General features: G+C 44.0%; 11 protein-coding genes. 7 read left to right on the forward strand and 4 right to left on the reverse strand.

What is annotated here, in order from left to right:
• Positions 1-32 precede the first annotated feature (32 nt).
• The 5 genes from V7K84_RS30890 to V7K84_RS30910 all read left to right on the forward strand — a co-directional run bounded on the left by V7K84_RS30890 (position 33) and on the right by V7K84_RS30910 (position 6152).
• The gene (locus tag V7K84_RS30890) at positions 33-590 is read left to right on the forward strand and encodes a hypothetical protein (RefSeq protein ID WP_334843882.1); all 558 of its coding nucleotides are present in this window, start codon (positions 33-35) and stop codon (positions 588-590) included.
• A gap of 100 nt (positions 591-690) precedes the next feature.
• Positions 691-2313: an efflux RND transporter periplasmic adaptor subunit gene (locus V7K84_RS30895; RefSeq protein WP_334843884.1), complete on the forward strand. Its 1623-nt coding sequence runs from the start codon at positions 691-693 to the stop codon at positions 2311-2313.
• 22 nt (positions 2314-2335) lie between these two features.
• Positions 2336-3616 carry an ABC transporter permease gene (locus V7K84_RS30900; protein WP_334843885.1) on the forward strand — a complete coding sequence of 427 codons (1281 nt, stop codon included), beginning with the start codon at positions 2336-2338 and terminating at the stop codon, positions 3614-3616.
• A 334-nt stretch (positions 3617-3950) separates the two neighbouring features.
• On the forward strand, positions 3951-4622 hold the full coding sequence (locus tag V7K84_RS30905; protein ID WP_292725985.1) for an ABC transporter ATP-binding protein: 672 nt from the start codon (positions 3951-3953) through the stop codon (positions 4620-4622).
• 117 nt (positions 4623-4739) lie between these two features.
• Positions 4740-6152, forward strand: coding sequence for a TolC family protein (locus V7K84_RS30910; protein ID WP_334843886.1), 1413 nt, complete (start codon positions 4740-4742; stop codon positions 6150-6152).
• Between the two features lie 289 nt (positions 6153-6441).
• Here V7K84_RS30910 and V7K84_RS30915 read toward each other — a convergent pair whose 3' ends face one another.
• Positions 6442-8706, reverse strand: coding sequence for a cation:proton antiporter domain-containing protein (locus V7K84_RS30915; protein ID WP_334843889.1), 2265 nt, complete (start codon positions 8704-8706; stop codon positions 6442-6444).
• A gap of 172 nt (positions 8707-8878) precedes the next feature.
• A complete protein-coding gene (locus V7K84_RS30920; protein WP_334843892.1) occupies positions 8879-9697 on the reverse strand; it encodes a class I SAM-dependent methyltransferase in 819 nt (272 codons plus the stop codon).
• Between the two features lie 6 nt (positions 9698-9703).
• Here V7K84_RS30920 and V7K84_RS30925 point away from each other — a divergent pair, with 6 nt between their 5' ends.
• Entirely contained in the window at positions 9704-10450 is a 747-nt protein-coding gene (locus tag V7K84_RS30925; protein ID WP_334843894.1) for a class I SAM-dependent methyltransferase, read from the forward strand.
• A 72-nt stretch (positions 10451-10522) separates the two neighbouring features.
• Positions 10523-11227, forward strand: coding sequence for a Uma2 family endonuclease (locus tag V7K84_RS30930; protein WP_334843895.1), 705 nt, complete (start codon positions 10523-10525; stop codon positions 11225-11227).
• Between the two features lie 182 nt (positions 11228-11409).
• Here V7K84_RS30930 and V7K84_RS30935 read toward each other — a convergent pair whose 3' ends face one another.
• Entirely contained in the window at positions 11410-11706 is a 297-nt protein-coding gene (locus V7K84_RS30935) for a hypothetical protein (protein ID WP_094353201.1), read from the reverse strand.
• A gap of 22 nt (positions 11707-11728) precedes the next feature.
• Entirely contained in the window at positions 11729-12196 is a 468-nt protein-coding gene (locus V7K84_RS30940; protein WP_334843897.1) for a VOC family protein, read from the reverse strand.
• Positions 12197-12254: the final 58 nt, after the last annotated feature.

Here is a 12254-nt window from a genome sequence, read left to right on the forward strand (position 1 = left end):
AGAACTTTACTTGTAAATAAGGAGTCAATTTCATGTTGAAACCAAACCGGATATCGATAGTATTAGCTGCTGCTGCCCTGATAATTGTTCCTACTCTCTTGACTGCACCTGCAAGTGCCGAGACGAAAGTCTACGTTGGTGGCGATCGCGATCGAGATTGGAACCGCGATAGCAGATCCAATTCTAGAGAAGTCAGAAACTCTAGAGACAGGGATAATAATTGGAACCGTGACGGCAGACCCAATCCTAGAGAAGTCAGAAACTCTAGAGACAGGGATAATAATTGGAACCGTGACGGCAGACCCAATCCTGTAGAAGTCAGAAACCCCAGAGATCGGGATAATTGGAACCGTGACAACCAATTTAATGGCAGAGTAGTCAGACTTGGTAATGGTGATATCAGATATCCCAATGGGCAAATTATTCCTTCTAGATCCATAGTCAGACTGCGCGATCGAGGTTATTACAGACTTCCTAACGGGGATATTCTGCTTCCCAATCAGGAAATTGTTCCTGCTGGGAGATTAGTGAGAGTGCGTGATGATTACTTCAGACTTCCTAGTGGATTAGTACTGCAAATAAACCTTTAAACACTAAAAGCTCAAAATCATTGTCAGTATTAGGCTATCAAGCTATAGTTTTAGCCGTGAATAAGTAGCTCGGTAGCCGTTCCTTATAGACAAAATGGATATGAAAATTGATACACCAAATACCGTAGATTCATCATCATCAGTTTTAGTTCCAGAGGTAAAGAAAAAAAAGGGCAGACGTAATTGGCTCTCTTGGCTAATTGCTCTTTGCCTTTTAGGTGGAATTGGCTATGCCGTTTATTACCAAGTAACGGTTGCTCCCCGTCAACAAGCCAGCCGCCGGGTGCTGACAAGACCTGTACAAAGGCAGAGTTTAACAATTACAGTTTCAGCCAACGGAACGGTGAAGCCTGAGCGATCAATCAACCTCAGCCCGAAAAATTCCGGCATCTTGAAAAGGCTGCTGGCGAAAGAAGGAGATATCGTCAAACAAGGACAGATTGTCGCTTACATGGATGATTCCAACCTCCGGGGGCAACTTACCTCTGCTCAAGGACAAGTGGCACAAGCCGAGGCGAATTTGCAAAAAGCGATCGCAGGTAATCGTCCTCAAGATATTGCCCAATCACAGGGAGCATTAGACGAAGCCGAGGCGAATCTGCAAAAGGTACAAACAGGGAATCGCTCTCAAGATATTGGCCAAGCACAGGCACGCTTGCAAAGCGCTCAAGCTGCCCTCCGCCAAGCAGAAGATGATTTTGTTCGCAATCAGCAACTTTACAATGCAGGCGGTATTTCCCTTCAGACTCTAAACCAAAACCGCTCCAATCGTGACAGCGCCCAAGCTAATGTAAATGAAGCACAGCAAGCACTGGGGTTGCAAAAAGCTGGGTCGCGTCCAGAAGATGTTGAGCAAGCACGAGCTGTGGTGAAGCAGAGACAGCAAGCTTTGGCACTCTTGAAAGCTGGAACGCGCCAAGAAGATATTAACGCAGCCCGCGCCCAGGTAACATCGGCTCGTGGTTCGCTGCAAAACATCCAAGCCGAAATCAATGACACGATCATTCGCGCCCCCTTTGATGGTGTGGTGACAAAGAAGTTTGCCGATCCAGGTGCTTTCGTGACACCTACAACTGCCAGTAGTGAAGTAGCTTCTTCTTCTTCTTCTTCAATCTTGTCTCTAGCTTCTACAAATGAAGTTGTCGCCAATTTAGCGGAAACAAATATTTCCAAAATCAGCCTTGGTCAAAAAGTCTCGATTAAAGCAGATGCCTACCCAGGAAAAACCTTTGAAGGTAAAGTGAGCCAAATTGCTGCCCAAGCAATAGTCGAGCAAAACGTCACCAGTTTTGAAGTGAGAGTATCACTTTCAGACCCTCAAAGACTACTGCGGTCTGGGATGAATGCGGAAGTAGATTTTCAAGTCGGTCAAGTTCAAAATGTTTTAGTAGTGCCAACAGCCTCAGTGGTACGCCAAGAAAATGCCACAGGCGTATTTGTGCCAGGAAAAAATAACAGACCTGTGTTCACTCGCATCGAGACTGGTGTCACCGCGAATAACTTTACCGAAGTTAAGTCTGGATTGACCGGAGACGAAAGGGTGCTGCTCAGTTTCCCACCAGGATCGCGTCCGCAATCAACACCAAGAGGAGGAGTTTTCCCTGGTCTAGGTGGAGGTGGAGGAGCCGGAGGTGGAGGCGGAAGAGGAGCAGGTGGCGGCGGAGGTCGTTCCGGCGGCAGTTCTGGCGGTGGTGGTCGTTCTCAAGGTGGTGGTTCCCCTTAAAGTTAGTTTTAAATAGAACATTATGTTTAAGAGATTTAAGGGCTTTTACAAAGTTAAGAATACCCGCACAGTACCATTGCTGGAAATATTGACAATGGCGGCAGAGACTCTGTGGAGTAACAAATTACGCACAGGTCTAACTATGTTGGGCGTGATTATTGGGATTTCTTCAGTTATTGCCATTACTTCTGTTGGTCAAGGGGTGCAAAAGGGGGTTGAGCAACAGATCCAAGCATTGGGTACAGATGTGATCCAAATCTTGGCGGGTGCGGCAAGAAGCGGGAATGTCCGTCAAGGAGTAGGTTCTAGCAGTACCTTGACCTGGGAAGATGCTAAAGCGATCGCTAAAGAAGCGCCATCAGCACAGATGGTTTCTGCTTATCTCCAACGGACTGCTCAAGTTGTCTATGCAGGACAGAACACCTCAACAACCATTTATGGCACTGATTTGAACTATCCAGAAGTCAGAAATACTCACCCCCAACAAGGGAGATATTTTACTCAGGAAGAATTAGATACTGCCGCACAGCTTGCCATTCTTGGCCCTACAGTTCAAAAAACACTTTTTGCACAGGGTGTAAATCCGATTGGCGAGAAAATTCGGATTCAAGGAGAGGCTTATGAAGTGATTGGGGTGATGGAACCTAAAGGCGCTCAGGGACCGATGGATCGAGATGACCAGGTTTTTATTCCTCTAACTAGTATGTCGAAGAGACTAGTTGGGAACAATGCCTTGGTGGGCGTTTCTGTAAGTGGAATTTTAGTCAAAGGCGCTAATCAGGAAGAGTTAGAAGCCGCTCAGTTTCAAGTTACCAATCTTTTACGGCTGCGTCATAACATTTTTCCGCCACAAGCTGATGATTTTCGGCTGACTAATCAAGCTGATATTGTTAGTACCTTTACTAGTATTGTGGGTTTATTTACAGTCATGGTGGTAGCGATCGCAGGAATTTCTCTAGTGGTTGGTGGTATTGGTATTGCTAACATTATGCTAGTTTCTGTGGTCGAGCGGACGCGAGAAATCGGGATTCGCAAAGCGGTAGGAGCTACTAATTCAGCCATTCTCAATCAATTTTTAGCCGAAGCGATCGTGATTTCTATTGTCGGCGGAGGTATTGGGATGGCAACTGGCATTTTATTAGCCTTTGTGGCTGCAAACGTTTTCAAATTTCCCTTTGTAATTTCTTTCTTGTCGATTGTTGCTGGCTTTGTACTCTCGTTAACCGTTGGCTTAATCGCTGGCGTGATTCCAGCACGAAACGCATCTAAATTAGATCCAATCAATGCTTTGAGAAGCGACTAAGCTTAAGAGTGCTGAGTAATGAGTAATGAGTAATGAGTAATGAGTGCTGAGTAATGAGTGCTGAGTGATGAGAGTTCTCAAAAAAACTCAACCCCCACCACTAAAGAAAAGTGTTGAGTGCTGAGTAAAAACCCAGTTTTTTCAAGCCTTTGAGCAATTAACACTGTCCTAACCTATGTGACTACGGCTATAAATGAACTCTCACTACTCATTACTCATTACTCATTACTCATTACTCATTACTCATTACTCACTACTCATTACTCATTACTCATTACTCACTACTCATTACTCATTACTCACTACTCATTACTCATTACTCATTACTCAATTTATGCCAACCATGATTTGGATGGAATCTATTACTAAAACCTACTACTTGGGAGAAGTGAGTGTTCCCATACTCAAGGGAATTGAACTCTCTATTGAGGAAGGGGAATATGTCTCGATTATGGGTGCGTCAGGTTCGGGTAAATCTACGCTGATGAATATTTTGGGATGTCTGGATCGTCCCACAACTGGAGACTATATTTTTGAAGGCAGAAACCTGACGACTTTTGATGATGATGAATTAGCCTATATCCGCAACCAAAGGATCGGTTTTGTGTTCCAACAATTTAACCTATTGGCGCGGGCGACAGCGTTGGAAAACGTGATGTTGCCAATGGTTTACGCTAACTTACCCAAGCCAAAACGCCGGGAAAGGGCATTAGAAGCGTTAGAAAAGGTAGGATTAGGGGGACGCATTGCTAACCGTCCCAGTCAACTCTCTGGCGGACAACAACAACGGGTAGCGATCGCTCGTGCTTTGGTCAACCGACCTGCATTAGTTTTGGCAGATGAGCCAACAGGAGCTTTAGATACTGAAACCTCCCATGAGGTAATGAGTTTACTGACTGAACTTAATAACCAAGGGATCACAATTGTGATTGTCACTCATGAACCTGATATTGCTGCTCAAACCCAAAGGATTATCCGAGTTCAGGATGGTTTGATTGTCGGCTAATTTGTTAAGATTAACCCTTGGAGGAAGAATTTAAGATTTAAATCTCTGTAGGTCAATCAGGATGAAAACTTTTGATTATATCCTCAAAAAAACCTAATTAATTACTATATCTAGATTATGAATTTCAGCTTATTATTCGTGCATTTTACCTGGGTTACTGTCGCATTCGCGATTCTTCTTCCAAATGCAGCAAGTGCAGCAACTCCGCCAAAAGCACAGAATTCTTCAAGCTCTGTACAAGTTCCCGATCGCCTCAACCCCAGCCCCAATCCTCTGCAATTTCCGACTAAACCGGAGGAAGTAAGGATTCAGGGAACTGTACCAATCAGTTTGGCACAAGCTTTAGAACTCGCAAAACGCAACAATCGAGACTTACAAGTAGCTATATTACAGCTAGAACGCAGTCGCTCGGCGCTACGCGAGTCTCAAGCTGGCTTATTTCCTACTCTTGGTATTAACAGTAGTGTGACTAATAATGGTAATGGTTTTAGAAGCAATTCATCTCAAGCCAGCACCTCTTTTAATGGTTCGGCACAACTGAATTATAATCTCTATACTTCTGGGAACACGCTAGCGACTATCCGAGCCGCAGAGGAACAGCTACGGATAGATGAATTAAATGTTGAAAGTCAGTCTTTGACAATTAGGTTAAATGCCACCACTCAATACTACGATTTGCAACAAGCAGATGAACAAGTCAGAATTAATCGGTCTGCTGTGCAAAATGCCCAGGCTAGTTTGCGGGATACTCAAGCTAGAGAACAGGCTGGAGTGGGGACGCGGTTCGATGTGCTGCAAGCTCAGGTGAATTTAGCAAACGCCCAACAACTACTTACTAATGCGATCTCACAACAGCAAATTGCCCGTCGTCAGCTTGCAACGTTGTTAAGTTTATCGCAGTCAGCTGAGATCAGTGCCTCAGATCCCGTACAGTTAGCGGGTCTTTGGCAACAGACGGTAGAACAAAGTATTGTCCAAGCGTTTCAAAATCGTCCAGAGTTGCAACAGTATTTGGGACAACGTAATATTTACGAGCAACAGCGACGGCAGGCACTTTCACAGCTAGGGCCGCAAGTTAGTTTGGCAGCCAACTACAATCTGCTAGATCGGTATGATGATGGTGTCAGCATTACTGATGGCTATTCATTGGGACTTAACGGAAATCTCACTTTGTTTGATGGCGGAGCAGCAAGAGCAAGGGCGGCTCAGTCGAGAGCTAATATTGCGATCGCAGAGACTCAATTTGCTAACCAGCGCGACCTAATTCGCTTTGATGTAGAACAGTACTATGCTCAATTGCAATCCAATTTAAATAATGTGCAGACTTCTAGTGTGGCGTTAAATCAAGCAAGAGAAGCTCTGAATTTAGCAAGATTGAGGTTCCAAGCTGGTGTGGGCACTCAAACAGAGGTAATTGATGCTGAAAATGACCTGACAAGAGCAGAAGGTAATCGCGTCGCAGCTATTTTGGATTACAATCGCGCTCTAGCTAATTTACAAAGATCGGTAACATCCAGAGCTTCGCGCTAAGACCAAATCATTAGATATCTCGTGAAATTAAATATGCGTTATCCAAAACCCTTGTAGAGACATAGCAGTGCTACGTCTCTACATTCTTTTTTACTGCAATGTCTATCAAATTAATGTATAGTTGATTGCTCAAAGCTTTGAAGCAACTGGGTTTATACTCACTACTCAGCACTCAACACTTTTTTTAGTGGTGGGGGTTGAGTTTTTTTGAGAACTCTCATCACTCATCACTCATCACTCATCACTCATCACTCATTACTCATTACTCATTACTCATTACTCAGCACTCTTATGGCACAGTAATTACTGCTACTGGGCAATGGGCTTTACTCAGAATTGCATCGACTCTATGACCGAAGAAAACGCGACCCGTAACCATGCGGATACTACTCCCTAAAATAATTAGGTCAACTTCCTGAGTTTGAGCAAACTTGAGGATTTCTCTTTCTGGGCTGGTTCCTTGAAGAATATAAGTTTTGACATCAGCACCCAGATTGCGGCCAATTTCTGCTTGCTGTTCGAGCATATCGTGAGCAATTTCCTTCACTGGAGCTAGCGATCGCTGTTCGTAAAGAATATACTCAACCTGTGGCAAATTAATCACATTAACGATCGTTACTAATGCTCCGGTTTGAGCTGCGATCGTACTTGCCATTTCTACGGCATTTTTACTATATTCTGTCCCCACCGTTGGCACCAGAATCTTCTTCAGCTGTTGTTGAGGAATTTTGCATATCTCGCCTTTCGATTGGGGTAGGTGCGACTTTACCACCATCGTTGCACAAGGCGCTTCTTGAACAACCCGATCGACAAGCAAATTAAACAATGCTTTCTGGGGGCGGATCTGTTCCGAAGCTCCCAGTACAATCAAGTCATAGTTTTTGTTTGCTTCATTCAAAATTACCTCCGCTTTATTACGCCCCGACTCCGTTTTTGTTTGCAAGGTGGTATCAGCAGGTAGCTGCATTTCCTCAGTCACAGCAGCCAGAGCTTGCTCGGCGGCAGTATCTTTAACCTGGGTCGCCTCCATCCGGCGTGCTTTGCTTTGAGGTTGCTTATCACTCAGGGCATATAGAGATGTAACTTCTATCGAGTTTTGGTGAGCCATGTAACCGACTAGTTGCGCCGCCAGTTGGATGTTGGGACCACCACTAGTAGGTATTAAGATACGGTGAATCTGCTTGATAAAGCTACGGCTATCCTGTTCTTCTTGTTCCAAACGTCGAGCTTCCTCTTCACCCATAACCACCTTCGACAAACACCAGCGCAGCAGGGGTGGAGCCATTAGAGAAGTGACGATCGCTACCATGACAATAATCGAGTACATCTGGGGATTCAGCACTCCCAAAGATAAACCAATGGTGGCAACAACAATTTCCATCGCCCCGCGAGCATTCATCCCGGAACCCATCGCCAAACCTTCCCAATGACTCAAGCCACCCGCACGAGAACCAAGGTAAGCACCTGTAAATTTGCCAACACAGGCGACAGCGAGAACAATCAAGCCAAATATCAACGTTTGAGGGACTAACAGAGCGAGTAAATTAACTTTCAAGCCAGCTGAGGCAAAGAAAATTGGCGCTAGAAAGCTTGCTGTGAATACTTCTAACATGTGCCCAGCTTCATTGCTAAAGCGGCGGGATTGACCTGCTAGAATCCCCAGCACGAAAGCACCTAATGCTGCTTCTAGACCTAATGCGTGGGTAAGTGCTGCTGCCGAGAGCGAAAGAATCAGCACAACTGACATACTCGCGGCAATGCCACCAACGTAGTCATCAACCCAGCGCAAAATCTGGTCTACAATAGTACGCCCAATTGTAAAGGCGATCGCTAAAAATAATATAGCCGCACTCACAGAATGGAAAATTGTCCCCAGGTCAAATTTGCCGCTACTAGCTAAACCTGAAACTACAGAAAGTAAAATCCAGCCGATGGTGTCGTCAGTCATCCCAGCAGCTAAGGTAACTTGACCAATGTCACGGCGAATCAGGTTTAAGTCCATCAGCACCTTTGCAATCACTGGGACTGCCGAAATACTCATTGCTGTGGCGATAAATAAACTAAATACCAATCGCTTTTCTGGGTCGGCTAAAAAACTATCTGGTAATAGCCAGCCCAGCCCAAATCCGGTGATAAACGGGATAATAATTCCGCCCAGTGAAATCAAAAGAGCCGTTTTACCCTTACGAAGAATCAACTTGAGATCCGTCTCCAACCCAGTCACAATCAGCAAAAATAACACGCCTAACCAAGAAATCACCGAAAGTAAATTAGACTGTTCTTGACTTTTGGGAAAGATGTGCGCCTGTAAATCTGGAAGGAGCAAACCAAATAAAGAAGGGCCAAGCAGCACACCCGCCAGTAATTCTCCAACAACAGGTGGTAGGTTAATCCGGCGCATCAACTCACCTAATCCCCGCGCTACGAGAAGCAATAGTGACAGTTGCACTAGCACCAACAGCAGCTCGTGATGACCGAGAGGTTTAATTAAACCGTCACCTGCTGCTTTCTGGGCAGCGAGTACAGGTACTAATATTAGGGACAGGTTTTGCATATAAGCGTCCAAAGGTTGGATTAGAAATTTTTCAAGGGGCTGTTCAAGTAAATCCTGAAAATGTTTACTTGCACATCGGTCTAGGAGATTAAACTGTCATTGTCATTATTAACCGCAAGATTATCATGCGCGATCGCCCGAAGCTGTCAGTTCAGGAACAAAGCTCATCAACTTATTTTCGAGCGCGAACAAAGAACTTTGTAGTGTCTTCCCAAATACCTCGATCGGTTGCTAATTTCTCAATTTCTGCTTTGTACTCAACTTGCAATTGATTTAATTGTTCTGGTGATAATGTTGACAACAGGGGATTACCTTTCAAATTTATCTTAATTACTGTCTCAGATAATCTGCTATCCCTAAGCTGGCGATAACGTCCTGATGGTTCAATCTTAATTTCGATATCTCTAAAACCTGCCCGCTCGAGCAAATTTCGACATTTTTCTGGAGTTCCCAGTGGTTCAAGGATATGTGGTAGCGATACACCCAAAACTCTAGCGCAGATCCTCTGGTGAAGAGATGCCATAATAGCATTTTCGGGAGGACAGGTAAATGCCACAAATCCTCCTGGTTTCAAGAACCGATACCACTTTTTTAAAATAGCAATTATATCAGGAAAAAGTACAATTGCCTCACAGCAAAAGACAACATCAAAACTACTATCACTAAAGTTGAAATATTCTGCATCTACCTCAATCAACTCGATATTTTGTAAATTTGCTGCTGCAATTTTTTGTCTTGCTTGATGCAACATTCCAGGGGTCATGTCAATTCCAATCACAGAGCCATCTGAACCAACTTTTTCAGCTGCTGGTATCGCAACTAAACCCGTTCCAGTTGCCACATCAAGGACTTTTTGTCCCGAATGTAGCCCAACAAATTCAATTAAAAGCTTGGCTTCTAAAGGATGGCGAGTATCTTTTTCATGGTCATAAGTCGTTCTACTACCATAAAATTCTCTTAGTTGCTGCTTATAATTATCTAGATCGGTCATAACCAAATGTTAAATTTTCTCCACTTTATAGTAACTTTTATTGCGATCTTGAGTTGTTCGCTGCTGAACCTAACCCTGACAGCACAAGCCGCGTCTTCATACACCACTGTTTACGAACAACGGATAATCCACAGTCCAGATGGTATCGGCAAATACTACATGGGGCGCGAAATTGCCCAAGTTATGGGATACACTGGCGCTGGCTGGCTAGAACGTCCCACCCGAGAGCGAGAAGAACAGCCAAGTAAGGTAGCCAGCCTCCTCAATCTGAAACCTAATGATGTGGTGGCGGATATTGGCGCTGGTACAGGTTACTTAAGCTTTCGCATCGCGCCGTTATTAACAACAGGTAAGGTGTTAGCTGTAGATGTTCAACCAGAAATGTTAGAAATCATTGAGTTATTCAAAAAAGAGAAAAATATCACCAATGTTGAGCCAATTTTAGCCACTTTTACTGACCCCAACTTACCATCTGAAAGTATCGATTTAGCCTTGATGGTAGATGCTTACCATGAACTTGAGTATCCTCAAGAAGTAATGCAAGGAATTGTGAAAGCACTTAAACCAGGTGGTCGGGTGGTGCTGGTTGAGTATCGGGGTGAAAATCCCTTTATCACGATCAAACGTCTGCACAAGATGACTCAAAAGCAAGTTCGCAAAGAAATGCAAGCTGTTGGTTTGGTTTGGCAGGAAACTAAAAACTTGTTACCTCAACAGCATTTAATGGTGTTTGAGAAACCCGATCGGGCTTAGGCGGTACATCAAAAGAAAAATATGTCCCAAGCCATAATAATAAAGTAAGACTCCTTGCCAGAGCAGAAAATCATGGTCAACCTATCATTCAAGCAGCGAATTCCTCATTTAGAAAATGGCGATCGCCTGACTCGCTACGAATTTGAACGACGCTATCAAGCAATGCCCCCTCATCAAAAGGCAGAATTAATTGAAGGAGTTGTATACTTGGCATCCCCATTACGCTTTGAAAGTCATGCTGAACCACATGGTCATCTAATAGGTTGGTTGTGGACTTACCAAATTGCGACTCCTGGTGTGAGATTGGGAATTGAGCCAACAGTCCGCTTAGATCGAGACAATGAACCGCAACCAGATGGAGTGTTATTAATCACACCAACATCTCAAGGACAATCTCGTTTGAGTAATGATGATTACATCGAAGGTGCGCCAGAACTCGTAATAGAGATAGCAGCTAGCAGTGTTGCTATTGATTTACATGACAAGAAAAAAGTTTATGGGCGGAATGGAGTAAAAGAATATATTGTTTGGCAAATATTTGAAAACAAATTAGATTGGTTTCGCCTGCAACAAGGAGAATATGTCTCCTTGGAAGTGGACACAGATGGAATTATCAAAAGTCAAGTATTTCCTGGTTTGTGGTTATCAATGTCCGATTTACTTGCTGGCAATATGCAGCAAGTATTGGCTGTGTTGCAGTTGGGATTAAATTCGCCAGAACATCAAAGATTTGTGCAGCAGTTGTCTGGGGAAGGAACCCGGATTTCTCACGCATAGTGTAGGCTTCAGGGGAAGAGGAGTGTGGGGAGTGTGGGAAGTGTGGGGAATATGGGGGGTAAGACTTCTTCTCCATCCTCCCACACCTCCCACACCTCCCACACCTCCCACACCTCCCACACCATTTGGATTTCTCACAAGAGAGAAATCCAGAGGAAGATAGTCACAGCCATTTTCTGGTATTAGTCTATTTTTTGGGGAATGAGACTGGCGCTTTTGGTTACACTATCCCAAACAATCCAGTTAAGAGAATTATCTAAATCATCGGGGCTGTTTGAAACTTTAAAATATAGCTTTTCTTCACGTTTTCTTTCAATGGCAAAGTCGGCATTTTGAGCATAAGCGACTATAAAACCTTTGTCTCGCAAACAATACATCGCCCAGGCTTTCAATGATTGCTTGTATGGTTCGTGTGGAATTGGCGGTTTTGCGATCGTGTCTTCAATTACTTTAAATATTTCCGTGATTTTAGCGGCCATAGTTTTACTGACAAATAATTATTTAATGGACATTTGGATCGCAACGAATTTCAATCATAAAGCCATCTGGATCGTAAAAATACACTCCTCTACCAGTAGGACGAGTGACAGGGCCATGTGCGATCGCTATTTTATTTTCTCTAATTACTGTCACCGCGCGATCGAATAACTGCGGATCGATGTCAAAGGCTAGATGGTAGGCTCTGGTGAAGGTCTTTTCTGGGTCTGGATTTGGTGGTGATAATTCTGGTTCCCCAAATAAATCTAGAATTGTACCATCCGGGGTGATGAAGTTGGCTACTTTCCCAGATGCGACTAGTTCTACTAGGGTTGCGGGTACTTCATCGCCTGTGAGTTCGTGCAAACCCAGGATTGTGCCATAAAAATAGCGCGAGGCTTGCATATCCTTGACGTTGAGAGCAATGTGATGTACCTTACGCAGACTTCCTGGCGCAATAACACTGTTCAGGGATTGGGTGCTAGATAGCATAATCAAATAAATCTCAATACTTAGATAGAAGTTGAACTTTTTTTGAAAGTTTACTATT

It is taken from the genome of Nostoc sp., assembly GCF_036917315.1.
Classification (GTDB): domain Bacteria; phylum Cyanobacteriota; class Cyanobacteriia; order Cyanobacteriales; family Nostocaceae; genus Nostoc.

Coding starts and splice junctions, on each gene's coding strand:
- V7K84_RS30890 (WP_334843882.1), top strand. CDS start 33: ATGTTGAAACCAAACCGGATATCGATAGTATTAGCTGCTGCTGCCCTG.
- V7K84_RS30895 (WP_334843884.1), top strand. CDS start 691: ATGAAAATTGATACACCAAATACCGTAGATTCATCATCATCAGTTTTA.
- V7K84_RS30900 (WP_334843885.1), top strand. CDS start 2,336: ATGTTTAAGAGATTTAAGGGCTTTTACAAAGTTAAGAATACCCGCACA.
- V7K84_RS30905 (WP_292725985.1), top strand. CDS start 3,951: ATGCCAACCATGATTTGGATGGAATCTATTACTAAAACCTACTACTTG.
- V7K84_RS30910 (WP_334843886.1), top strand. CDS start 4,740: ATGAATTTCAGCTTATTATTCGTGCATTTTACCTGGGTTACTGTCGCA.
- V7K84_RS30915 (WP_334843889.1), bottom strand. CDS start 8,706: ATGCAAAACCTGTCCCTAATATTAGTACCTGTACTCGCTGCCCAGAAA.
- V7K84_RS30920 (WP_334843892.1), bottom strand. CDS start 9,697: ATGACCGATCTAGATAATTATAAGCAGCAACTAAGAGAATTTTATGGT.
- V7K84_RS30925 (WP_334843894.1), top strand. CDS start 9,704: ATGTTAAATTTTCTCCACTTTATAGTAACTTTTATTGCGATCTTGAGT.
- V7K84_RS30930 (WP_334843895.1), top strand. CDS start 10,523: ATGGTCAACCTATCATTCAAGCAGCGAATTCCTCATTTAGAAAATGGC.
- V7K84_RS30935 (WP_094353201.1), bottom strand. CDS start 11,706: ATGGCCGCTAAAATCACGGAAATATTTAAAGTAATTGAAGACACGATC.
- V7K84_RS30940 (WP_334843897.1), bottom strand. CDS start 12,196: ATGCTATCTAGCACCCAATCCCTGAACAGTGTTATTGCGCCAGGAAGT.